The 23,131-nt window shown below is 68.4% G+C and carries 20 protein-coding genes and 1 tRNA gene; 11 read left to right on the top strand and 10 right to left on the bottom strand.

The genetic code is table 11. The features are described from left to right. Nucleotides 1–257 precede the first annotated feature (257 nt). Nucleotides 258–3,059 (top strand): ATP-binding protein, encoded by a 2,802-nt coding sequence (locus AC5Y7V_RS16670; RefSeq protein WP_499881144.1) that lies wholly within the window; start codon nt 258–260, stop codon nt 3,057–3,059. A 12-nt stretch (nt 3,060–3,071) separates the two neighbouring features. Here AC5Y7V_RS16670 and AC5Y7V_RS16665 read toward each other — a convergent pair. The 4 genes from AC5Y7V_RS16665 to AC5Y7V_RS16650 form a co-directional block, all read right to left on the bottom strand. Beyond that, a tRNA-Val gene (locus AC5Y7V_RS16665) sits at nt 3,072–3,146 on the bottom strand. Nucleotides 3,147–3,192: 46 nt separating this feature from the next. Next, entirely contained in the window at nt 3,193–3,654 is a 462-nt protein-coding gene (locus AC5Y7V_RS16660; RefSeq protein ID WP_499881143.1) for a peroxiredoxin, read from the bottom strand. Beyond that, a complete protein-coding gene (locus tag AC5Y7V_RS16655; RefSeq protein ID WP_066932751.1) occupies nt 3,654–4,076 on the bottom strand; it encodes a DUF3052 domain-containing protein in 423 nt (140 codons plus the stop codon). Before AC5Y7V_RS16655 ends, AC5Y7V_RS16660 begins: the two co-directional genes overlap by 1 nt. Nucleotides 4,077–4,169: 93 nt before the next feature. Beyond that, nucleotides 4,170–4,760, bottom strand: a complete 591-nt coding sequence (locus AC5Y7V_RS16650; protein WP_499881142.1) for an Rv2240c family protein — start codon at nt 4,758–4,760, stop codon at nt 4,170–4,172. A 116-nt stretch (nt 4,761–4,876) separates the two neighbouring features. Between AC5Y7V_RS16650 and aceE the strand changes: the two genes are divergently transcribed. From aceE to AC5Y7V_RS16610, 8 genes are all read left to right on the top strand, one after another. Next, entirely contained in the window at nt 4,877–7,666 is a 2,790-nt protein-coding gene (aceE, locus tag AC5Y7V_RS16645; protein ID WP_499881141.1) for a pyruvate dehydrogenase (acetyl-transferring), homodimeric type, read from the top strand. Nucleotides 7,667–7,796: 130 nt separating this feature from the next. Continuing rightward, the gene (locus AC5Y7V_RS16640) at nt 7,797–9,122 is read left to right on the top strand and encodes a PucR family transcriptional regulator (RefSeq protein WP_499881140.1); all 1,326 of its coding nucleotides are present in this window, start codon (nt 7,797–7,799) and stop codon (nt 9,120–9,122) included. A gap of 140 nt (nt 9,123–9,262) precedes the next feature. Continuing rightward, nucleotides 9,263–10,171: an ACP S-malonyltransferase gene (locus AC5Y7V_RS16635; protein ID WP_499881139.1), complete on the top strand. Its 909-nt coding sequence runs from the start codon at nt 9,263–9,265 to the stop codon at nt 10,169–10,171. An 80-nt stretch (nt 10,172–10,251) separates the two neighbouring features. Then, a complete protein-coding gene (gene acpM, locus AC5Y7V_RS16630; RefSeq protein WP_499881138.1) occupies nt 10,252–10,599 on the top strand; it encodes a meromycolate extension acyl carrier protein AcpM in 348 nt (115 codons plus the stop codon). Then, entirely contained in the window at nt 10,596–11,846 is a 1,251-nt protein-coding gene (gene kasA / locus AC5Y7V_RS16625; protein ID WP_499881137.1) for a 3-oxoacyl-ACP synthase KasA, read from the top strand. Before acpM ends, kasA begins: the two co-directional genes overlap by 4 nt. 30 nt (nt 11,847–11,876) lie before the next feature. Further along, nucleotides 11,877–13,130 (top strand): 3-oxoacyl-ACP synthase KasB, encoded by a 1,254-nt coding sequence (gene kasB, locus AC5Y7V_RS16620; RefSeq protein WP_499881136.1) that lies wholly within the window; start codon nt 11,877–11,879, stop codon nt 13,128–13,130. 43 nt (nt 13,131–13,173) lie between these two features. Next, nucleotides 13,174–14,595, top strand: a complete 1,422-nt coding sequence (locus AC5Y7V_RS16615) for an acyl-CoA carboxylase subunit beta (protein WP_499881135.1) — start codon at nt 13,174–13,176, stop codon at nt 14,593–14,595. Nucleotides 14,596–14,724: 129 nt separating this feature from the next. After that, nucleotides 14,725–15,612 carry a type IV toxin-antitoxin system AbiEi family antitoxin gene (locus tag AC5Y7V_RS16610; RefSeq protein WP_499881134.1) on the top strand — a complete coding sequence of 296 codons (888 nt, stop codon included), beginning with the start codon at nt 14,725–14,727 and terminating at the stop codon, nt 15,610–15,612. A 74-nt stretch (nt 15,613–15,686) separates the two neighbouring features. On the opposite strand, the gene AC5Y7V_RS16605 is transcribed toward AC5Y7V_RS16610, so the two are convergent. From AC5Y7V_RS16605 to AC5Y7V_RS16585, 5 genes are all read right to left on the bottom strand, one after another. After that, nucleotides 15,687–15,830 carry a hypothetical protein gene (locus AC5Y7V_RS16605; RefSeq protein WP_499881133.1) on the bottom strand — a complete coding sequence of 48 codons (144 nt, stop codon included), beginning with the start codon at nt 15,828–15,830 and terminating at the stop codon, nt 15,687–15,689. After that, nucleotides 15,827–17,428: an FAD-dependent monooxygenase gene (locus AC5Y7V_RS16600; protein WP_499881132.1), complete on the bottom strand. Its 1,602-nt coding sequence runs from the start codon at nt 17,426–17,428 to the stop codon at nt 15,827–15,829. The genes AC5Y7V_RS16605 and AC5Y7V_RS16600 overlap by 4 nt, the downstream gene beginning before the upstream one ends. A 79-nt stretch (nt 17,429–17,507) precedes the next feature. Further along, the gene (locus AC5Y7V_RS16595; protein ID WP_499881131.1) at nt 17,508–18,128 is read right to left on the bottom strand and encodes a TetR/AcrR family transcriptional regulator; all 621 of its coding nucleotides are present in this window, start codon (nt 18,126–18,128) and stop codon (nt 17,508–17,510) included. 42 nt (nt 18,129–18,170) lie between these two features. After that, nucleotides 18,171–19,709, bottom strand: a complete 1,539-nt coding sequence (locus AC5Y7V_RS16590) for a glycerol-3-phosphate dehydrogenase/oxidase (protein WP_499881393.1) — start codon at nt 19,707–19,709, stop codon at nt 18,171–18,173. Next, a complete protein-coding gene (locus AC5Y7V_RS16585; protein ID WP_499881130.1) occupies nt 19,697–20,266 on the bottom strand; it encodes a TetR/AcrR family transcriptional regulator in 570 nt (189 codons plus the stop codon). The genes AC5Y7V_RS16590 and AC5Y7V_RS16585 overlap by 13 nt, the downstream gene beginning before the upstream one ends. A 47-nt stretch (nt 20,267–20,313) precedes the next feature. Between AC5Y7V_RS16585 and AC5Y7V_RS16580 the strand changes: the two genes are divergently transcribed. Then, complete coding sequence (locus AC5Y7V_RS16580; RefSeq protein WP_499881392.1) at nt 20,314–21,894, top strand: FAD-binding oxidoreductase; 1,581 nt, start codon at nt 20,314–20,316, stop codon at nt 21,892–21,894. After that, nucleotides 21,891–22,802 (top strand): diacylglycerol kinase, encoded by a 912-nt coding sequence (locus tag AC5Y7V_RS16575; RefSeq protein WP_499881129.1) that lies wholly within the window; start codon nt 21,891–21,893, stop codon nt 22,800–22,802. The genes AC5Y7V_RS16580 and AC5Y7V_RS16575 overlap by 4 nt, the downstream gene beginning before the upstream one ends. Before the next feature lie 21 nt (nt 22,803–22,823). Here AC5Y7V_RS16575 and AC5Y7V_RS16570 read toward each other — a convergent pair whose 3' ends face one another. Beyond that, nucleotides 22,824–23,114 (bottom strand): hypothetical protein, encoded by a 291-nt coding sequence (locus AC5Y7V_RS16570; protein ID WP_499881128.1) that lies wholly within the window; start codon nt 23,112–23,114, stop codon nt 22,824–22,826. Nucleotides 23,115–23,131: the final 17 nt, after the last annotated feature.

Raw genomic sequence — 23,131 nt, 5'->3', positions numbered from 1 at the left:
TGTCGATAACCGCGGCGACATCAGGGATTTCCCCTATTTCCATGACCATGCGACGGCTGGGTTGCTGGGCAGTCGCGTTGCAAAGTTCGTTGGATTGGCGTAGCCGACTACTCGTGTCAGCGGCCGGCCACGCCTGTCAGAGTCGGACAGCGAAAGGTGGTTCAGCGCATGGAGTCTTCAGGAACCTGGCCATTCGGCGCGTCGGCGCTTAGGCTGGGCATTTGCTGGAGCCCGCACGAGGAATTCGCGAATCCCCGATGTCATCGACAAGTCGCACCGACGGTGACGACACCGGCCCGCTCGTGATGGGCGGGCCGGGCCGCTCGGCTGAGGCTCGGGTCGTCGAGGACTTCCTCACCTCGGCGGCAACTGCACCGTCTGGGTTGGTGATCGAGGGTGATCCCGGCATCGGCAAGACGACGTTGTGGTTGTCGGCACTCGACCAGGCCCGCGAACGCGGTTTTGCGGTGCTGGCGGCGCGGGCTTCGGCCACCGATTCAGTCCTGGCTTACACCTCGTTGGCCGACCTTCTTGCCGACGCCGGGCTCGATGAGACGCCATTGCCCGATCCGCAACGTCTCGCCATCGATCGGATCCTGCTGCGCGCCAGTACCGAAGGGCAGCCTACCGATCAGCGCACGGTGGCCGCGGCGTTCGTCTCGGCGATCGAGATTCTTGCCGAGGCGTCGCCATTGCTGGTGGCCGTCGACGATCTACAGTGGCTGGATACCTCGAGCGCCCACGCGATCGGTTTCGCCGCACGGCGAGCCACTGGACACGTCGGCTTGCTGGCCACCTTCCGCACCAACAGGCACCGCGACCATCCTCCATCGTGGTTCGCGCCACCCCCACCCGCAGAATTGGCACGGATCCGACTGGGCCCCTTGAGCATTGGCGCCATTCACGGCGCGGTGTCGCGGCGTCTCGGCCGCTCGTTATCACGGCCCCAAATATCGCGCATCCACGAGGTTTCGGCCGGAAACCCTTTCTATGCCATCGAACTCGCCCGCACACTGCTCGACCAGCCTCCGGGCTCGCCGATGTCGATGCCGGCCACCCTGATGGATCTGGTGCACCACCGCGTCGGCACGCTCGACCCGGGGGTACGGGAAGCGCTGCTGGCCATGGCATGTGCGGGTGCGCCGACTATCGGTGACATCGCCTACGCAATCGACGACGACGCCCACCACGTCGTCGGATTGCTCGAAGTCGCCGAAACACAGGACATCGTCGAGATTGCAGGCAACCGTGTCCACTTCACCCATCCCCTGCTGGCCCGAGGCTGCTACGACGACGCCACCCCCGCCCAGCGCCGCGCGATGCACCGCCGCCTGGCCGAACTCGTGACCGAGCCCGAACTGCGCGCCCGCCACCTCGCCCTGTCCGATCCCACCGGCGAACCGCAAACTCTGGATGCCCTCGACACCGCCGCCCGCAGGGCCCGCCGGCGCGGCGCACCGCTGGCCGCCGCCGAGTTCCTCGACATGGCGATCCGACTTGGTGGCGACACTGCCAAACGGCGGATCCGTTCGGCGCGTAACCATTTGGATGCCGGGGATTCGGCACGCGCCCGGACGTTGCTGACGGAGACCTTCTCTGCCCTGCCGCCTGGCGGGTTGCGCGCCGAAGTGTTGCACATGCAAGCGGTCGTCAGTCTGTATGACGATAGCTTCGTAGAGGCCGCCGACCTGCTCCAGCGTGCCCTGGATGAGGTGGGCGATCATCTCCCACTGCGTGTGCAAGCGTTGGTCACGCTGGCATTCACGCTCCTCAATGTCGGCGACATGACCGCCGCACTCGCCGCCGTCGACCAGGCCGTCACCGCCGCAGAGCTACTGGGTCATCCACAGCTGTTGAGCCAGGCGCTCAGCATGAGCGTCCACCTGCACTTCCGCCGCGGTGACGGCCTCGACAAACACTGCCTGCAACGCGCACTCGAACTTGAAGACCGCGAGGCATTTATGCCGGCGGCGTTGCGGCCGGGTGTGCAGAACGCCTTGCTCCTGGGTTGGAGCGGAGACCTCGGCCACGCCTACGAGCAGATGACCTCCTGGTGGCGGCGCTGTCACGAGCGCGGCGAAGAGGGCGAGCTCATCCACGTGGCGTTCAACACCTTTCAGATCGAAGTGTGGCGGGGCAATTTCACCCAAGCGAACCACCTCGCCGACGATGCCGTGGAATCGGCCCGTCAGCTCGGCGGCGATCTCGCACTCGGAACGGCCCTGACGATGCGCGCCACCCTCGCCGCCTACGCCGGCGATGAGCAGCGGGCCCGCGAGGACGCCGCCGCGGCGCTGGCTGCCAGCCAACGCTGCGGCGCACACGTGCTGGCGGAGTGGCCGATCGTCAGTCTCGGCTTCCTCGAGGTATCACTGGGCAACCATGCCGACGCGCTGAAAACGCTTGCGCCCCTGCTATCCGGGTTCAACACCGGACCCGGCGGGACGGAGATTTCGGTCGCCAGTTTCCTGCCGGATGCCGTTGAGGCCTTGATCGCCCTGGGCCGCTTCGACGAGGCTGACCCGTTGGTCGCCGCGCTGGAACGAAACGGCCGTCGGCTGGACCGCGCCTGGATGCTGGCAGTCGGCGCCCGTTGCCGCGCGACGCTGTTGGCCGCACGGGGTGACCTGACCGCGGCGACCGCGGCCGCCCAGACCGCGATGACCGAACATGACCGGCTGCCAATGCCGTTCGAGCGGGCCCGCACTCAGCTCCTGCTCGGCCAGCTGCAGCGCCGCCAACGCCAGCGCGACGCCGCCCGCGCCAACGTCGTTGCCGCACTGTCGGTGTTCGACGAACTGGACACTCCATTGTGGTCGGCAAAAGCTCGTGCGTCGTTGGCCCGTTTCGAGGTCAGCGCGGGCCCGGCCAAGCTACTGACCTCTGGCGAGCGGCGGGTGGCCGAGCTCGCCGCGTCGGGCATGACCAACCGGGAGGTGGCCGCCGCGTTGTTCATCAGCCCCAAGACCGTCGAAGTGCACCTCACCCGCGCCTATCGCAAGCTCGACGTGCACACCCGCGCGGAACTGGTCCGGCGCATCGACCGACTCGACGTCTGAAGCCACTAACCCTGGTGGGCGCGGACGGTATCGAACCGCCGACCGCTGGTGTGTAAAACCAGAGCTCTACCACTGAGCTACGCGCCCTTATGCCCGCAGCAGGCTACACGCCGACGGGCCGAGCACCCAAAATTCAGGCCTGCAAAGCCGCCAGCGCGTCGAGCCAGAGCCGCTGGTCGCGGGACTCGCCCGGCTGCTTCATCTCGGCGTATCGGATTATCCCCGACCGGTCGACCACGAAGGTGCCGCGGTTGGGGTAGCCGGCGTCGGCATTGAACACGCCGTAGGCCTGGCTGACCGCGCCGTGCGGCCAGAAATCGGACAACACGGGGAACGTGAACCCGCTCTCCAGCGCCCAGATCTTGTGCGTCGGCGGCGGACCCACCGAGATCGCCAGCGCCACGCTGTCGTCGTTCTCGAATTCCGGCAGGTGATCGCGCAGCAGATCGAGCTCACCCTGGCAGATCCCGGTGAATGCCAGCGGGAAGAAGATCAGCAGCACGTTCTTGGCGTCGCGGTAGGAGCTCAGGGTGACGGGCTGCTGGTTCTGGTCGCGCAATGTGAAGTCGGGGGCGGCGGTGCCGACGGGCAGCATCAACGCTTCCCGGTCCGCGACTTCGGCTGCACCAGCTGGCTGGCGCTCCAGTCGCCCAGGTTCACCGACGAGGTCGGCATCAGGCCGGCCGTGGGGGCCGCCTCGGCGATCTCGGCGGGCAGCACGTGACCGGGCTTGCCGGTTTTGGGCGTCAGCACCCAGATCACGCCGTCCTCGGCCAGCGGGCTGATCGCGTCCATCAGGGTGTCCACCAGGTCACCGTCGCCGTCGCGCCACCACAGCAGCACGACGTCGATCACCTCGTCGCTGTCCTCGTCGAGCAGCTCGCTGCCGCAGGCCTCCTCGACCGCGGCGCGGATGTCGTCGTCGGTGTCTTCGTCCCAGCCCCACTCCTGGACGACTTGGTCTCGATGGATGCCGAGTTTGCGAGCGTAGCTCGGGGCGTCATCCGCCGCGACCACCGTGGAGCCTCCTTAAGCTATCTGCGCGCCGTGTGATGGGGATTATCGTCGCATAGCCGCGACGCGGTCCATACCCGTGCCTCACCAGGCGTCTCAGTAGGATGCCAGGCAGAGTTTCAGCGCCTTCGTCTTGGTGTCATTGAGCTGGTCGACCCGCCTGTTGAACTCGGCAATCGACGCGTGCGTGCCGATCGCATTGGCCACCCCGCGCGCCGCGTCGACGTAGGCGTTGAAGGCGTCCTTCAGCTGCTGCGACAGGGCATCGCTGAAGCTGTTGGACACCGTGGTGGCGCTGTCGTTGAGCGCCCCGATCGCCGGGCCCTCGTTCGGGCCGGTGTTGCGGCCCGCGTTGAACGACGCGACGTAGTCGTTCACCCGGTCGATCGCGTCCTTGGCGGAGGTGGCCAGCGTGTCGCAGGAGGTGCGCACCGCCCGGGTCGTCAGCGACGCCTGGCGCTGCGACTCGCGGACCCGCGAGGTGGCCGACGAGGCCGACACCGACGCGGACACCGATTGCCGGTAGGCCGGGGCGACATTCGTATCGGGCGTGGCGGTCCCCTTGGTGACGCTGGTACACCCCACGATCCCGAGGATCACCGCCGCGACACAGCCAAGTGCCAGCGCGCCTCGCTTGGGGATCTCCCCCAGGTGCATGCGAGGGACGGCACGCCATCCGATGAGCACGGTTGGAGACGTTACCGGGTCCGGATCCTCACCGCGGGTACCCGCCCGGAACGTCGGTGCGGCACGATAGGGGGATACGACGAAAGCCGTTGCCCCGCCGACTACAGGAGCGGAAGTTGACCACCGAGTTCGCGCGCCACGATCTGGCGAAAACCCCAAGTAGCGCAAGCGAACCCGACCGCGTTCGGGTGATCCGCGAGGGTGTGGCGTCCTATCTGCCCGACATCGACCCCGACGAGACGTCGGAATGGCTCGAGTCCTTCGACGAAATGCTGGAGCGCTCGGGGCCGGCGCGGGCGCGCTACCTGATGCTGCGGCTGCTCGAGCGCGCGGGCGACCAGCGGGTGGCCATCCCGTCGCTGACGTCGACCGACTACGTCAACACCATCCCGACCGAGCTGGAGCCGTGGTTCCCCGGCGACGAGGACGTCGAACGTCGCTACCGGGCGTGGATCCGGTGGAACGCCGCGATCATGGTGCACCGCGCCCAGCGCCCGGGAATCGGCGTGGGCGGCCACATTTCGACCTATGCCTCGTCGGCGGCACTGTATGAGGTTGGCTTCAACCACTTCTTCCGCGGCAAGTCACACCCCGGCGGCGGGGACCAGGTCTTCATCCAGGGCCACGCCTCCCCCGGCATCTATGCCCGCGCCTTCCTCGAGGGCCGGCTCAGCGAGGAGCGGCTGGACGGCTTCCGCCAGGAGCACAGCCACGCCGGCGGCGGACTGCCCTCCTACCCGCACCCGCGGCTGATGCCGGACTTCTGGGAGTTCCCGACCGTGTCGATGGGCCTGGGCCCGCTCAACGCCATCTATCAGGCGCGGTTCAACCACTACCTGCACGACCGCGGCATCAAGGACACCTCCGACCAGCACGTGTGGTGCTTTTTGGGCGACGGCGAGATGGACGAGCCCGAGAGCCGCGGCCTGGCGCACGTCGGGGCGCTCGAGGGCCTGGACAACCTGACCTTCGTGATCAACTGCAACCTGCAGCGCCTCGACGGCCCGGTGCGCGGCAACGGCAAGATCATCCAGGAGCTGGAGTCGTTCTTCCGCGGCGCCGGCTGGAACGTCATCAAGGTGGTCTGGGGCCGCGAGTGGGACGCCCTGCTGCACGCCGACAAGGACGGCGCGCTGGTCAACCTGATGAACACCACGCCCGACGGCGACTATCAGACCTACAAGGCCAACGACGGCGCCTACGTGCGTGATCACTTCTTCGGTCGCGACCCGCGCACCAAGGCGCTCGTCGAGCAGATGACCGATTCGGAGATCTGGAACCTCAAGCGCGGCGGCCACGACTACCGCAAGGTCTATGCCGCCTACCGCGCCGCCGTCGACCACAAGGGGCAGCCGACGGTGATCCTGGCCAAGACCATCAAGGGCTACTCGCTGGGCGCGCACTTCCAGGGCCGCAACGCCACCCACCAGATGAAAAAGCTTGCGCTGCAAGACCTCAAGGACTTTCGCGACGCCATTCGGATCCCGATCAGCGATGCCCAGCTCGAAGAGGATCCCTACCTGCCGCCGTACTACCACCCCGGCCCGGACGCCCCGGAGATTCGCTACCTGCTCGACCGGCGCCGCGCGCTGGGCGGCTTCCTCCCCGAGCGCCGGACGAAGGCCAAGGCGCTTTCGCTGCCCGGCCGCGACACCTACGCCGCGCTGAAAAAGGGGTCGGGCCACCAGGAGGTCGCCACCACCATGGCGACGGTGCGGACGTTCAAGGAAGTGTTGCGGCACAAGGAGGTTGGGCCGCGCATCGTGCCGATCATTCCCGACGAGGCGCGCACGTTCGGCATGGACTCGTGGTTCCCGTCGCTGAAGATCTACAACCGCCTCGGCCAGCTGTACACCGCCGTCGACGCCGATTTGATGCTGGCCTACAAGGAAAGCGAAGTCGGCCAGATCCTGCACGAGGGCATCAACGAGGCGGGCTCGGTGGGCTCGTTCATCGCGGCCGGCACGTCGTACGCGACGCACAACGAGCCGATGATCCCGATCTACATCTTCTATTCCATGTTCGGGTTCCAGCGCACCGGCGACGGGCTGTGGGCCGCGGCGGACCAGATGGCGCGCGGCTTCCTGCTGGGCGCCACGGCGGGGCGCACCACGCTGACCGGCGAGGGCCTGCAGCACGCCGACGGCCACTCGTTGCTGCTGGCCGCCACCAATCCGGCGGCGGTGTCCTACGACCCGGCGTTCGCGTTCGAGATCGCCTACATCGTGGAAAGCGGGCTGGCCCGCATGTTCGGGGAGAACCCGGAGAACGTGTTCTTCTACATCACCATCTACAACGAGCCGTATCCGCAGCCGCCGGAGCCGGACAACTTCGATCCCGAGGGCGTGCTGCGCGGCATCTACCGCTATCGCGTCGCCACCGAACAGCGGGCGAACAAGGCGCAGATCCTGGCCTCCGGGGTGGCCATGCCGTCGGCCCTGCAGGCGGCCGAAATGCTGGCCGCCGAGTGGGACGTCGCGGCCGACGTGTGGTCGGTGACCAGCTGGGGCGAGCTGAACCGCGACGGCGTGGCCGTCGAGCGGGCCCGGCTGCGCCACCCGGACCAGCCGGCCGGCACCCCCTACGTGACCCGCGCCCTCGCCGATGCCAGCGGGCCCGTGATCGCGGTGTCGGACTGGATGCGCGCCGTGCCCGAGCAGATCCGCCAATGGGTGCCGGGCACCTTCGTCACGCTGGGCACCGACGGGTTCGGCTTCTCCGACACCCGGCCCGCCGCGCGGCGCTTCTTCAACACCGACGCCGAGTCGCAGGTCGTCGCGGTGCTCGAGGCGCTGGCGCGCGACGGCGAGATCGACCCGTCCGTGCCGGTCGCGGCCGCTCGCCAGTACCGGATCGACGACGTCATGGCCGCGCCCGAGCAGACGTCGGACCCGGGCGTGGCCTGAGTCCGGCCGCCTCCCTGCCGAGCGTGCGGCCAGCCGCACCCTCGGCGTCGACGGTGCGGCCAGCCGCACGTTCGGCCGACGCGGGCACACCTTTGGCGAATACTTCCAAAAAATGGCGTAGGTTTTAGGCGTGAATGACAACCCCTTCGCCGGGCCGTTCGCCAAGCACCCGCGTTCCCCGCTGGAGCTGCTGGACACGGTGCCGGAATCCCTGCTGCGCCGGCTGAAGCAGTACTCCGGCCGGCTGGCCACCGAGGCGGTGTCGATCATGGGCGATCGGTTGCCGTTCTTCGCCGGCCTGGAGGCGTCGCAGCGGGCCAGCGTGGCGCTGGTGGTGCAGACGGCCATCAACAACTTCGTCGAGTGGATGAAGGACCCGCACAGCGATGTCAGCTACACCGCGCAGGCCTTCGAATTGGTGCCCCAGGACCTGGCCCGCCGCATCGCGTTGCGCGACACCGTGGATCTGGCCCGCGTCACCATGGAGTTCTTCGAAGAGGTCGTGCCTCTGGTGGCTCGCTCCGAGGAGCAGCTGACCGCGCTGACGGTGGGCATCCTGAAGTACAGCCGCGACCTGGCGTTCACGGCCGCCTCGTCCTATGCGAACGCGGCCGAGGCGCGCGGCACCTGGGACAGCCGGATGGAGGCCAGCGTCGTCGACGCGGTCGTTCGCGGCGACACCGGACCGGAACTGCTGTCCCGCGCCGCGGCGCTGAACTGGGACACCACGGCCCCGGCGACGGTCGTCGTCGGGATCCCGGCGCCCGTCCGGGACGGCGCGAACGGCGACGGCGGCAGCCAGCGGGCCAGCCAGGACGTCCGCGACGTCGCCGCGCAGCACGGTCGGGCGGCGCTCACCGACGTGCACGGCACGTGGCTGGTGGCGATCGTGTCCGGTCAACTATCACTAACCGACAAATTCCTGGGCGACCTGTTGAACGCCTTGTCGGACGGCCCGGTGGTCATCGGGCCGACGGCGCCCATGCTGACCGCGGCCTACCACAGCGCCAGCGAGGCGATCTCCGGGATGAACGCCGTGGCCGGCTGGCGGGGGGCGCCGCGGCCGGTGCTGGCCCGGGAACTGCTGCCCGAACGCGCCCTGATGGGCGACGCGTCGGCGATCGTGGCGCTGCACACCGACGTGATGGGGCCGCTGGCCGACGCCGGGCCGACGCTGATCGAAACCCTCGACGCGTACTTGGATTGTGGCGGCGCGATTGAGGCGTGTGCCAGAAAGTTGTTCGTTCATCCAAACACGGTGCGCTACCGGCTCAAGCGCATCACCGACTTCACCGGGCGCGATCCCACCCAGCCGCGCGACGCATACGTGCTGCGTGTGGCCTCGACGGTGGGCCAGCTGAACTATCCCGCGCAGCCGTCTGGCATCGACACCAGCACCCTGACGCCGGTCCCCCTACCGGCCAGGAGTGATGCTGCACGCGCGTCCGAGCGATAGTGATCCAGCCAACAGATCGCGGCGCGGTATCAAAACCGTAGCTTAGAGAGCGGTTTTGTAAGATGCATACAAAAACCTAAGACGAGGTTCATAATCTGTTACACCCGCCAAAACCGTTTCCACAGTGTTCTCTTAAACACGTGATTGCATTGCTTGCGCCCGGACAGGGTTCGCAGACGGAGGGGATGCTGTCGCCGTGGTTGGAGCTGCCAGGCGCCGCAGACCAGCTGGCCCTGTGGTCCAAGGCCAGCGGCCTGGACCTGGTTCGGCTCGGGACCACCGCATCGACCGAGGAGATCACCGACACCGCGGTCGCCCAGCCCCTGATCGTCGCGGCCACGCTGCTCGCGCACCAGGAGCTGACCCGGCGCGACCTGCTGACCGGTGAAGAATTCATCGTCGCCGGCCACTCCGTCGGGGAAATCGCGGCCTACGCCATTGCCGGCGTGCTGGCCGCCGACGACGCCGTCGCGCTGGCCGCCACCCGCGGCGCCGAAATGGCCAAGGCCTGCGCCATCGAGCCCACCGGCATGTCCGCGGTGCTCGGCGGTGACGAGGCCGAGGTGCTGAGCCGCCTCGAGGACCTCGAGCTGTTCCCGGCCAACCGCAACGCGCCCGGGCAGATCGTCGCCGCGGGCCCGCTCACCTCGCTGGAGAAGCTCGCCGGGGACCCGCCGGCCAAGGCGCGCGTGCGCGCGCTCGGCGTGGCCGGCGCCTTCCACACCAAGTACATGGCTCCGGCCCTGGACGGTTACGCCGCCGCGGCGGCCGCCGTCGCGACCGCCGAGCCGACCGCCACGCTGCTGTCCAATCGGGACGGAAAGCCCGTCGCCTCGGCGGCGGCCGCGATGGACACGCTCGTTGCCCAGCTGACCCAGCCGGTGCGCTGGGACCTGTGCACCGAGTATCTGCGTGCGCATGATGTTTCGGCGATCGTGGAGTTCCCCCCGGCGGGAACGCTCACCGGCATCGCCAAACGCGAACTTCGGGGGGTTACGGCCCGTGCCGTGAAGTCACCCGCAGATCTGGACGAGTTGGCAAGCCTCTAAACGCCGGCTTCTCGCCAGAAAAATAAATACTGCAAACGTCAATCCGATTTGCACACAACACATTACGAAGGGAATAGGCCGTGGCCGTCACTCAGGAAGAAATCATCGCCGGTATCGCCGAGATCATCGAAGAGGTGACCGGTATCGAGCCCTCCGAGGTCACCCCGGAGAAGTCGTTCGTCGACGACCTGGACATCGACTCGCTGTCGATGGTCGAGATCGCGGTGCAGACCGAGGACAAGTACGGCGTGAAGATCCCCGACGAGGACCTCGCCGGCCTGCGCACCGTCGGTGACGTCGTCGCCTACATCCAGAAGCTCGAGGAAGAGGACCCCGAGGCCGCCGCCGCGCTGCGCGCCAAGATCGAGTCCGAGAACCCCGACGCGGTTGCCAATGTCAAGGCGAGGATGGAAGCGGACAGCAAGTGAGTAAGCCTTCCACTGCTAATGGCGGTTACCCCAGCGTTGTGGTAACCGCCGTCACGGCGACGACATCTATCGCGCCGGACATCGAGAGCACGTGGAAGGGTTTGTTGGCCGGCGAGAGCGGCATCCACGTACTCGAGGACGAGTTCGTCACCAAGTGGGACCTGCCGGTGAAGATCGGTGGACACCTCAAGGAGCCCGTCGACATCCACATGGGCAGGCTCGACATGCGCCGCATGTCCTACGTCCAGCGGATGAGCAAGCTGCTGTCCGGTCAGCTCTGGGAGAGCGCCGGCAGCCCCGAGGTCGACCCCGACCGGTTCTCGGTCGTGGTCGGCACGGGCCTGGGTGGCGCCGAGCGGATCGTCGAGAGCTATGACCTGATGAACGAGGGCGGCCCCCGCAAGGTGTCGCCGCTCGCCGTTCAGATGATCATGCCCAACGGCGCCGCGGCCACCGTCGGCCTGCAGCTCGGGGCCCGCGCCGGCGTGATGACCCCGGTCTCGGCGTGTTCGTCGGGCTCGGAGGCCATCGCCCACGCGTGGCGCCAGATCGTCATGGGGGATGCCGACGTCGCCGTCGCCGGTGGCGTCGAGGGGCCCATCGAGGCGCTGCCCATCGCGGCGTTCTCGATGATGCGGGCCATGTCGACCCGCAACGACGAGCCCGAACGCGCCTCGCGCCCGTTCGACAAGGACCGTGACGGCTTCGTGTTCGGCGAGGCCGGTGCGCTCATGCTCATCGAGACGGAGGAGCACGCCAGGGCCCGCGGCGCCAAGCCGTTGGCCCGGCTGCTGGGTGCCGGTATCACCTCGGACGCCTTCCACATGGTGGCGCCCGCCGCGGACGGTGTTCGTGCCGGTCGTGCGATGACGCGGGCTCTGGAGCTGGCGGGCTTGTCCGCCAAGGACATTGACCACGTGAACGCGCACGGGACGGCGACACCGATCGGCGACGCCGCGGAGGCCAACGCGCTCCGTGTCGCCGGTTGCGAGCACGCCGCGGTGTATGCGCCAAAGTCGGCGCTGGGCCACTCGATCGGCGCGGTCGGCGCGCTGGAATCCGTATTGACGGTATTGAGCCTTCGGGACGGCGTCATACCGCCCACGTTGAATTACGAAACCCCGGATCCCGAGATCGACCTTGATGTGGTCGCGGGCGAACCTCGCTACGGCGAACTCCGTTACGCGATCAACAACTCGTTCGGCTTCGGTGGTCACAACGTGGCGCTTGCGTTTGGGCGCTACTGACGCAGCACGAAAGGAACGTTCGCTAAAGCCATGACGGAGCTGGTTACGGGGAAAGCACTCCCCAATGTAGTGGTTACCGGCGTTGCCATGACGACCGCAGTCGCAACCGACGCGGAGAACACGTGGAAGCTGTTGCTTGACGGCCAAAGTGGGATCCGCACCCTCGACGACCCGTTCGTCGAGGAGTTCGACCTGCCGGTCCGCATCGGCGGGCACCTCTTGGAGGATTTCGACAGTCAGCTCACCCGGGTCGAGCTGCGCCGGATGGGTTACCTGCAGAAGATGTCCACCGTATTGAGCCGGCGCCTGTGGGAGAACGCCGGTAATCCCGAGCTCGACACCAACCGGTTGGCGGTGTCCATCGGGACCGGGCTCGGCTCGGCTGAGGAGCTCGTCTTCAGCTACGACGAGATGCGCGCCCGCGGAATGAGGGCGGTCTCGCCGCTCGCGGTCCAGAAGTACATGCCCAACGGCGCCGCCGCGGCGGTGGGGCTGGAACGGCACGCCAAAGCCGGTGTGATGACGCCGATCTCGGCGTGCGCGTCAGGTTCGGAGGGCATCGCGCGGGCGTGGCAGCAGATCGTGCTCGGTGAGGCCGACGCCGCGATCTGCGGTGGTGTCGAAACGCGGATCGAGGCGGTGCCCATCGCCGGGTTCGCCCAGATGCGCATCGTGATGTCGACCAACAACGACGACCCGCCCGGTGCGTGCCGCCCGTTCGACAAGGACCGCGACGGCTTCGTGTTCGGCGAGGCCGGGGCGCTCATGTTGATCGAGACCGAGGAGACCGCCAAGGCTCGTGGCGCCAACATCCTGGGCCGGATCATGGGGGCCAGCATCACCTCGGACGGCTTTCACATGGTGGCGCCGGACCCCAACGGCGAGCGCGCCGGGCATGCGATAACGCGGGCAATCCAGCTCGCGGACCTCACCCCCGGCGACATCGACCACATCAACGCCCACGCCACCGGGACCCAGGTCGGCGACCTGGCCGAGGGCCGGGCGATCAACAACGCCCTGGGCAGCAACAAGCCCGCGGTGTACGCGCCCAAGTCCGCTCTCGGCCACTCGGTGGGTGCGGTCGGTGCCGTTGAGTCGATCCTGACCGTGCTCGCGTTGCGCGATCAGGTGGTCCCGCCGACACTTAACCTCGTAAACCTCGATCCGGAGATCGATTTGGACGTGGTGGCGGGCAAGCCGCGGACGGGCAACTACCAGTACGCGATCAACAACTCGTTCGGATTCGGCGGTCACAACGTGGCTATCGCCTTCGGGCGGTACTAATCCCGCCCTATAGGTCGGGCACACTCGGAACAGGAGACCTGCGATGACAATCATGGCCCCCGCGTCGGTTGGTGAGTCGCTCGACCCCCGGGACCCGTTGCTGCGTCTGAGCAATTTCTTTGACAACGGCAGCGTGGAGCTCCTGCACGAGCGTGACCGCTCGGGCGTGCTGGCCGCCTCGGGGACCGTGAATGGGCTGCGCACCATCGCGTTCTGCACCGACGGCACCGTGATGGGCGGCGCGATGGGCATCGAGGGATGCACGCACATCGTCAACGCCTACGACACCGCCATCGAGGAACAGAGCCCGATCGTGGGCATCTGGCACTCGGGTGGGGCGCGGTTGGCCGAGGGGGTCCGGGCGCTGCACGCGGTCGGGCTGGTGTTCGAGGCCATGATCCGCGCGTCGGGCTACATTCCGCAGGTTTCGGTCGTCGTCGGCTTCGCCGCCGGCGGCGCCGCCTACGGGCCGGCGCTGACGGACGTCGTCGTGATGGCGCCCGAGAGCCGGGTGTTCGTCACCGGGCCCGACGTGGTGCGCAGCGTCACCGGCGAGGACGTCGACATGGCGTCGCTCGGCGGCCCGGAGACGCACCACAAGAAGTCCGGGGTGTGCCACATCGTCGCCGACGACGAGCTCGACGCCTACGAGCGGGGCCGCCGGCTGGTCGGATTGTTCTGCCAGCAAGGGCATTTCGACCGCAGCAAGGCCGAGGCCGGGGACACCGACATCCACGCGCTGCTGCCCGAGTCGGCGCGGCGGGCCTACGACGTGCATCCGATCGTGACCGCGCTCCTCGACTCCGACACCGCGTTCGACGAGTTCCAGGGCCACTGGGCGCCGTCGATGGTGGTCGGGCTGGGCCGGCTGGCCGGCCGCACCGTCGGCGTGCTGGCCAACAACCCGCTGCGCCTGGGCGGGTGCCTGAACTCCGAAAGCGCCGAGAAGGCGGCACGTTTCGTGCGGCTGTGCGACGCCTTCGGGATCCCGCTGATCGTGGTGGTCGACGTGCCCGGTTACCTGCCGGGTGTCGACCAGGAGTGGGGTGGCGTCGTGCGCCGCGGAGCCAAGCTGCTGCACGCGTTCGGCGAGGCGACCGTCCCCCGGGTCACCCTGGTCACCCGAAAGACTTACGGCGGGGCCTACATTGCGATGAACTCTCGCTCGTTGAACGCGACCAAGGTGTTCGCGTGGCCGGACGCCGAGGTCGCCGTGATGGGCGCCAAGGCGGCCGTCGGCATCCTGCACAAGAAGAAGCTGGCCGCCGCGGCCGACCACGAACGCGAAGCGCTGCACGACGAGTTGGCCGCCGAGCACGAGCGGATCGCCGGTGGTGTCGACAGCGCCATCGAAATCGGCGTGGTCGACGAGAAGATCGACCCGGCGCACACCCGCAGCAAGATCACCGAGGCGCTGGCCCAGGCGCCGGCGCGCCGCGGACGCCACAAGAACATCCCGCTGTAGCTCACCTTCTTACCGCGAGCAGACGCAGAATCGCACGCGCGCGGCACGCGCAGTGCGATTCTGCGTCTGCTCGCCATCTATCCCCAGCGGTGACTCGCCAATACGGCGTGCTCCTCGCATGCTCTGGCGGTGCATGCTGGAGCGCTCGCAGTCCTACAGCAGGCCGGCGGGTTCGCCACTACCGCGCAGTTGCTGACGGTAATGACCCGGCAGCAGCTCGATGTCCAAGTGCGAAACGGTGGCCTCAAACGCGTCTGGTATGGGGTTTACGCCGCTAAGGAGCCAGACCTTTCAGGTCGCCTGACCGCGTTGGACATCTTCATGGGGCAGCACGCCGTTGTGTGCATGAGCACAGCCGCCGCCCTGTACGGCTTCGACACGGAAAACGCGACCGCAATCCACATACTCGATCCGGGCGTACGGATGCGTCCCACAGTCGGCCTGATGGTTCACCAACGCACTGGCGCCCCACTGCAACGGATAGCAGGGCGTCTCGCGACCGGACCTGCCTGGACGGCTGTCGAAGTCGCGAGGCAGTTGCCACGTCCCAGGGCAATCGCAACACTCGACGCCGCATTGCGTTCGATGCGTTGCAGCCGTGCAGAACTCGAACGGGCGGTCGCCGAGCAGCGGGGCCGCCGCGGGATTGTGGCCGTGCGGGGACTTCTTCCCTTCGCCGACGGACGTGCGGAATCCGCGATGGAAAGCGAAGCCCGGCTTGTGATGATCGACCACGGGCTCCCGCTCCCAGAACTTCAATACCCAATCCTTGGTCGCGACGGTCAATTGTGGCGAGTCGACTTTGCCTGGCCGGAGATGCGCCTAGCGGCTGAATACGAAAGTGTCGAGTGGCATGCGGGACGCAGCGAGATGCTCCGGGACAAAATAAGATCGGGCAGCATCCAGGAACTAGGATGGACGATCATTCCTATCGTCGTCCACGATGTAAGACGCGAACCCGAGCGACTTGCCATGCGCATCGCCACCCATTTGGACCGTGCACGCAAAGCCAGCTAACGATGGCGAGCAGACGCAGAATCGCACGCGCGCGGCACGCGCAGTGCGATTCTGCGTCTGCTCGCGGTGGTATCTCAGCCGACGCCGAAATTGACGAAGCGAAACCGGCTGTTGTGGGGCCGCTTTTGCAGCTCGTCGATCCATTTGTAGGTTCCCCGCGACGCGGTGGTGCTCGAGCCCAGGCAGGCCACCGTTTCACATCGCGGCGGGTCGGTCATGGCGCGCGGCCGAGGACCCGGCACAGCGCCCGGCCGAGCTCGTCCCTAGGCGAGCGCGGGAGTTCGTCGGCGCGCCAGGCGACGAAGTCGTCGGGGCGCACCAACAACGCCCCGTCGGGCGCGAGTCCGGTGGTAGCGGCCCACGAGCCGTCGGCGTCGAGCGCGGTTCCGATGCGCCGCACGGTGATTGGCACGCCGGCGGCCTTCGACGCGCAGGCCGCCGCGTCCGACCATGCGGAGTCGTCGTCTCCGGTGAGCAGCGTGAATCCGGGCCCGATCAGGTCGAGCGTCGACACGCCCTCGCCCACCCAGGCGTGCGGGACGCGGGTGCCGGGCTGCCCGCGCAATTCTTCGACCAGCGACACAGCATCGGACTCCGCCGGAACGGGATCGTCGGAAACCACTGCGGCCGAACGGTATTGGTAGCCGATCAGCAGCGCGAACATGGGCGCCTCCTCGTCTGGCGGCAATAGCGGCCGGTCGTCGTCCAACCGCAGGAAGGCCAGCGACGGCCCGGTGAGCGACTGGTGCGCGTTGAAGCGCCCGACCGGGTGCCGCTCGGCGTGGTAGGTGCCCAACAACGCCGGGTCGGCGGTCCCGTTCAAGACGCTAGCCAGCTTCCAGGCCAGGTTGTGTGCGCTTTGAATGGCGGTGTTGGCTCCGCCGGCCTTGAACGGCGGCATGGTGTGGGCCGAATCGCCGACGAGAAACACTCGGCCGCAGCGGAATTGGTCGGCGACCCGCTCGTACGGCTGCCACGGTGCGACGTCGATGACTTCCACGTCGATCGGCTCGCCGATCGCTTTCGTCAGCATCTCGCGGCACCGCTGCGCGGTGAACTGTTCGGCGTATTCACCGCGGGCGGGAAAGTAGGTGTTGATGAACATTCCGAAGTCGTCGCGCACCGGCAGAAAGATGCCCTCCACGTCCGGGTTTTTGACTTGGATGCCGTCGCCCGGGCCGAGGTCGCGGGCGAATTGTCGCCACGGCGCCCGGAAGTAGACGAAGACGACATAGATCGGCAGCGCCCCGTAGCCGGAGGTGGTCACGCGCAGCGCGTCGCGGATCGGGCTGTGCACGCCGTCGGCGGCGACGAGATAGTCGGCGCGTACCGCCTCGGTCGCGCCCGACTCGCGATCGCGGATGACCGCGGTGACGCCGCTTTCGTCCTGGTCGAACGAGCCCAACTCCGTGTTGTAGCGCGCCTCGCTACCGTGCCGGCGGATGTGGGTGAGCAGGATCGGTTCGAAGGCACTCTGCGGGCAGTACTGGCCGCCGGGTTCCGGGCTCAGATCCTCGAACGGCGCGAAGATCGCGTTGACGTCGAGCGCCTGACGCTCTTCGGAGCTGTTGAGCGTCGGCCTGCTGCGCATGTCGGAAACGCCGTGGGCGATCGCGTGGACCTCGTCGGCCAATCCGAGACCGCGCAGGATCTCCAGGCTGCGAAAGCTCAGGTTGCGCGCCTTGGGGTAGATGAAGACCTCACCGCGCTTTTCGACCACCAGCGAACGAACACCGTGTTTTGCGAGCAACGCGGAGGTGGCCAGGCCGGCGGCTCCCGCGCCGACGATCAGCACCGGGACATGCGTGACGTTCATCGCTAGTCTCCCCTCTAGACGGAACGGATTAGTTCCGTCTAGACCCCAATGTGCCACGGCGCGGCGGTATGCGCAACAACTACGGCGCCGGTCCCCCGGCCATCGGCAAGATCACGTCTTCGAGCATGCGCCGGACGTAGACCCGGTCGATCGGCCGTCCGGTGATCACCCGCAGCACGTTGAGGCCCAGCGCGACGTCGGGGATCAAGCTCAGGTCGCGGTCGGCCGGAATTTCCCCGCGGGCCACCGCGTGGTCGAGCACCGCGCGGACCACCTGCCGCGGCGTCGACAGCACCAGGTCGTCCAGGGCGGCCGCCAGGACGGGGTTGTGCATGGCCGCGGTCGCCACCCCGACCACCACCCGAATCATATGCGTGTCAGCGTCATTCAGGTCGGGAGTGGCCGCAGCCAGCGCGTCTATGTCACCGCGAAGGCTGCCGGTGTCGGGCGGTTCGATGGGTCCCAGTTGCCGCCTCCAATGCGCGATCGCATCGGCGACGACCACCTCCTTCGACGGCCAGCGACGATAGATCGCCGCCTTCCCGACGCCGGCGCGCGACGCGATGTCGTCCATGCTCAGCCGGTCATAGCCGACGTCGGCGACGCCGGCCAAGGTCGCGTCGAGGATGGCCGCGTCCAGCGATCGATCCAGGCGTCCCGGGCTTCGGGTCCGGCTCGACGCGCCACTTTCGGACTTCATGACGTTCCTAACGATACGGGCTAGTTCCGTTCGATGGTATCCTCAGCCGAAGTGCGCCACGAATTCTTCGGCCACATCAACCACCCGGTCGCGATCGCGCGCCACCAGCCCGATCCGGGTCCGCCGGTCCAGGATGTCGTCGGCGCCCAGCGCGCACTCGTGGGTGACCGCGTACTCGAACTCCGCCCGGGTGACGTCGATGCCCTCGGCGACGGGGTCGGTGGGTCGCTCGCAGCCCGCGCTCGCGATGACGTGGGGCGCCTCCGCGCCGTACCGCGCCACCAGCGACGCGGGCAAATCCGTGCAAAGCCGATCGCCCGACCCGGGATTGCCCGGCGCCCCGATCAGCGGCAGGTCGCGGGTCCGGCAGCCGCCCGCGCTCAGCCCCCGCCGGCCGACGGCGAAGTCCAGGACGTCCTCGGCCATGTGGCGGTATTCGGTCAGCTTGCCGCCGATGATGCTGATGACGCCGGACGGCGCCTCCATAACGGCGTGCTCGCGCGAGACGTCGGCGGTGCGCCCCTCGCCGGTGTCGATCAGCGGGCGCAGCCCGGCATATGCGCCGATCACGTCGCCCGTCCCGAGCGCAACACCCAGCGCCGTGTTCACCGTGTCCAGCAGGAACTTGATCTCGTCGCCGGACGGCTCCGGCACGTCGGGAATCGGGCCGGGCGCGTCTTCGTCGGTCAGGCCCAAATACACCCGGCCCAGCTGCTCGGGCATGGCGAACACGAACCGATTGAGCTCGCCGGGAATCGGAACCGTAAGGGCCGCAGTCGGATTCCCGAACGCCTCGGCGTCGAACACCAGGTGCGTCCCGCGGCTGGGCCGCAGCCGCAGCGACTCGTCGATCTCGGCCGCCCACACCCCGGCCGCGTTGATGACCGCGCGGGCCGACACGTCGAACGACTGTCCCGTGCGCTGATCGGTCAGCCGCACCGAGGTGCCGGACGCCTCCGAGGCCGCGACGTAGGTCAGGATGCGCGCGCCGTGCTGCGCCGCCGTGCGGGCGACCGCCGTGACCAGCCGGGCGTCGTCGATCAGCTGCCCGTCGTAGGCCAGCAAGCCGCCGTCGAGGCCCTCGCGCCGAACGGTGGGTGCCATCTCCACCGCGCGCCCCGCCGAAATCCGGCGCGAGCGCGGCAGCACCGACGACGACGTGCCCGCCAGCGCCCGCAGCCCGTCGCCGGCCAGGAACCCGGCGCGCACCAACGCGCGCTTGGTGTGACTGAGCGACGGCAACAACGGCACCAGCTGCGGCATCGCGTGGACGAGATGAGGGGCGTTGCGCGCCATCAGGATTCCGCGCTCGATGGCGCTGCGCCGGGCGATGCCGACGTTGCCGGTCGCCAGGTAGCGCAGACCGCCGTGGACCAGCTTGGAGCTCCAGCGGCTGGTGCCGAACGCCAGGTCGTGTTTTTCCACCAGCGCCACCCGCAGCCCCCGCGACGCGGCGTCCAGGGCGATCCCGGCCCCGGTGATGCCGCCGCCGATCACGACGACGTCCAGCGGCTCGCCGTCGGCCAGGGCGGTCAGATCGGCGGCGCGGTGCGCGGCGTTCAGGGCGGTCACGACAGGTATCCGTTCAGCGAGTAGGCGAGTTCGGCGGCCAGCGCGTCGGCGTCGAGGATCGGGCGGACGATCCGTTCGGACTGGATCGTCGACTGCGCGATGAGCAGCACCATCGTGGCCATCTGCAGCGGGTCTCCGGCGCGGACGCTGCCGTGGCGCTGGGCCGCGCGCAGCCGCTCGGCCAGGGCGTCGATCAGCATCTGCTGGCTGGCCCCGAGGCGCTCGGTGATGTAGATCGGCGCCAGCTCGGAGTGCATCACCGACATCACCAGCTCGTCGTGCCGAAGCAGGTCGGCGACCGTAACGATCTGTCGCACCAGCGATTCCCGGTCGTCGCCCAGCAGCGGGGCGTCGCGCATCACGCCGACGATGCGCTGGGTCAGCAGCGCCGCGACGATCGACTTGGTGTCCGGCCAGCGCCGGTACACGGTGGGCCTGCTGACCCCGGCCCGCCGGGCGATCTCGGCCAGCGTGACCCGGTCCACCCCGAAATCGACCACACAGCTGGCCGCCGCCGACAGGATCCGGTCCCGGGTGTCCGGCGCAGCGTTACTGATTGACAGCATGTGTAATACTGTAACGCATGACGCACGCTGAGCAACTCCTCCCGCCGATGAAATGGAACGCGTGGGGGGACCCCGCCGCGGCCAAGCCCCTCTCCGAGGGCATCCGCTCACTGCTCAAACAGGCTGTGGGACTGCAGGATTCGGCCCAAGCCGAGATCGACGCCGACCAGGTGAGGCTGTGCCCCTCGGCGTTGTCGCCCGCCGACAAAGACGCGCTGGCCGGCATCGTGGGCGCCGAGTACTGCCGCACCGACGACCGCGACCGGCTGCTGCGCGCGGGCGGCAAGTCCACGCTTGACCTGCTGCGCCGCAAGGACACCGGGGTACAAGACGCGCCCGACGCCGTCTTGCTGCCAGGAGATGACGACGCCGTCGGCGCGGTCCTGCGCTACTGCTCCGAGCACCGCATCGCCGTGATCCCGTTCGGCGGCGGCACCAGCGTGGTCGGCGGTCTCGACCCCAGCCGCGGCGAATTCGGCGCCGTGGTATCGCTCGACCTGCGCCGCCTCGACCGGCTCATCGAGCTCGACGAGGTGTCCGGCCAGGCCGTTTTCGGGGCCGGGGTCACCGGGCCGGACGCCGAACGCCTGCTCGGCGAACGCGGCTTTTCGCTCGGGCACTTCCCGCAGAGCTTCGAGTACGCCACCATCGGCGGCTTCGCCGCGACACGGTCCTCCGGTCAGGACTCGGCGGGCTACGGCCGGTTCAACGACATGGTTCGCGGCCTGCGGATGGTCACGCCCGTGGGCACGATGGACCTGGGCCGCGCGCCGGAATCGGCCGCGGGCCCCGACCTGCGCCAGCTGCTGCTCGGCTCGGAGGGAACGCTCGGCGTCATCACGCAGGTGCGCCTGCGCGTGCACCGAATCCCCGAGGCCGTGCGCTACGAGGCGTGGTCGTTCCCCGATTTCGAAACCGGGGCCGCGGCCCTGCGCGCCGTCACCCAAAATGCCACCGGCCCCACCGTCATTCGGCTCTCCGACGAGGTGGAGACCGGGGTCAACCTCGCCACCACCGAGGCGATCGGCGAAAGCCAGATCACCGGCGGCTGCCTGGGCATCACCGTGTTCGAGGGCACCAAGGAGCACGTCGAGAGCCGGCACGCCGAAACCAGCGCACTCTTGGCGGCGACGGGCGGCACGTCGCTGGGCGAGGCGCCGGCACAGGCCTGGGAGCGGGGGCGGTTCGCCGCGCCGTACCTGCGCGACTCGCTGCTGTCCGCCGGCGCGCTCTGCGAGACCCTCGAGACCGCCACCGACTGGTCGAACGTTCCGAGACTGAAAGCCGCTGTCACCGACGCGCTTACGAGCGCGTTGGCCGAATCCGGCACACCCGCGCTGGTGATGTGCCACATCTCGCACGTCTACCCCACCGGCGCCTCGCTCTACTTCACCATCGTCGCCGGGCAGCGCGGCAACCCGATCGAGCAGTGGTGGGCCGCCAAGACGGCCGCCTCGGACGCGATCGTCGCCGCCGGCGGAACCATCACCCACCATCATTCGGTCGGCGCCGACCACCGGCCCTGGATGCGCGACGAGGTCGGCGAGCTGGGCGTGCAGGTCCTGCGCGCGGTCAAGGCGACGCTGGACCCGGCGGGAATCCTCAACCCCGGCAAGCTGATTCCGTGAACGCCAAGCGCGAGATCGGCAAGGTGACCGCGCTGACCAATCCCGTCTCCGGTCACGGCGCCGCGATCCGCGCCGCGCAGGTCGCGATCGCCCGGCTGCACGAACGAGGCGTGCAGGTCACCGAGATCATCGGCGACGACGCCGAGGACGCGCGCCACCTCGTCGCCACCGAAATCGAACGGGGCACCGACGCGGTGATGGTCACCGGCGGCGACGGCGTCGTCTCCAACGCGCTGCAGGTGCTGGCCGGCACCGACGTTCCGCTGGGCATCATCCCGGCCGGCACCGGTAACGACCACGCCCGCGAATTCGGCATTCCCACAAAGGATCCCGAGGCCGCCGCGGACGTCGTTGTCGACGGCTGCACGGAGACCATCGACCTGGGCCGGATCCGATGGGGCGACACCGAGAAGTGGTTCGGCACCGTCGCGGCCACCGGGTTCGACTCCCTGGTGACCGACCGCGCCAACCGGATGACCTGGCCGCACGGGCGGCTGCGCTACTACATCGCGATGCTGGCCGAGCTGTCGCAGCTGCGGCTCCTACCGTTTCGCATGGTGCTCGACGGCACGCGGGAGATCGACGCGGACATCACGCTGGCGGCCTTCGGCAACACCCGCAGCTACGGCGGCGGCCTGCTGATCTGTCCCAACGCCGACCCCACCGACGGGCTGCTCGACATCACCATGGCGCATTCGGCGTCGCGCACGAAGCTGGTCCGCCTGTTCCCCACCGTCATGAAGGGCACACACGTCGACCTCGACGAGGTGACCACCGCGCGCGCCAAGACGATCCACGTCGAGTGCCCGGGCATCAACGTCTACGCCGACGGCGACTTCGCCTGCGCGCTGCCCGCCGAGATTTCCGCGGTTCCCGCCGCGGCGCGGATCCTGCGAACCGGGCGATGAGTGCCGTCTGGCTGCCGTTCATCACGGGCTGCCGATCCGGTTGTGGAGGTCATCAAGGTAACCGTCGTACGCGGCGATGACGTCGTCGAGGTCGAGTTGCTCGGGTAGGTCATCGGGGCGCTGCCGCGCAATCAGGTAGGCGATGGTAGCGCCGACAACGCGGGTTTCGTCGGCGTCGGGTCCGGCGATGCGTGCCACGACCTCTGGCGTGGCTCGCATCCGGATGGTGACGAGCTCGTCGCCCTGGCCGACCCGCACCAGGTAATCGTGGTCTCCGAGTGCTTCGATTCGGGGGGTTTCAACGCCTTTCATTGTCATGACACACCTCC

This window comes from Mycobacterium sp. NGS34 (genome assembly GCF_059812845.1).
The sequence above is the reverse complement of the archived record's forward strand: the minus strand, read 5'-3'. Positions and strand labels throughout refer to the sequence as shown.

Bases quoted from the DNA above. Each gene is read 5' to 3' on its own strand.
- AC5Y7V_RS16670 (WP_499881144.1), top strand. From the start codon at position 258: ATGTCATCGACAAGTCGCACCGACGGTGACGACACCGGCCCGCTCGTG.
- AC5Y7V_RS16660 (WP_499881143.1), bottom strand. From the start codon at position 3,654: ATGCTGCCCGTCGGCACCGCCGCCCCCGACTTCACATTGCGCGACCAG.
- kasB (WP_499881136.1), top strand. From the start codon at position 11,877: ATGACGGAGCTGGTTACGGGGAAAGCACTCCCCAATGTAGTGGTTACC.
- AC5Y7V_RS16615 (WP_499881135.1), top strand. From the start codon at position 13,174: ATGACAATCATGGCCCCCGCGTCGGTTGGTGAGTCGCTCGACCCCCGG.
- AC5Y7V_RS16605 (WP_499881133.1), bottom strand. From the start codon at position 15,830: ATGACCGACCCGCCGCGATGTGAAACGGTGGCCTGCCTGGGCTCGAGC.
- AC5Y7V_RS16600 (WP_499881132.1), bottom strand. From the start codon at position 17,428: ATGAACGTCACGCATGTCCCGGTGCTGATCGTCGGCGCGGGAGCCGCC.
- AC5Y7V_RS16595 (WP_499881131.1), bottom strand. From the start codon at position 18,128: ATGAAGTCCGAAAGTGGCGCGTCGAGCCGGACCCGAAGCCCGGGACGC.
- AC5Y7V_RS16585 (WP_499881130.1), bottom strand. From the start codon at position 20,266: ATGCTGTCAATCAGTAACGCTGCGCCGGACACCCGGGACCGGATCCTG.
- AC5Y7V_RS16580 (WP_499881392.1), top strand. From the start codon at position 20,314: ATGAAATGGAACGCGTGGGGGGACCCCGCCGCGGCCAAGCCCCTCTCC.
- AC5Y7V_RS16570 (WP_499881128.1), bottom strand. From the start codon at position 23,114: ATGAAAGGCGTTGAAACCCCCCGAATCGAAGCACTCGGAGACCACGAT.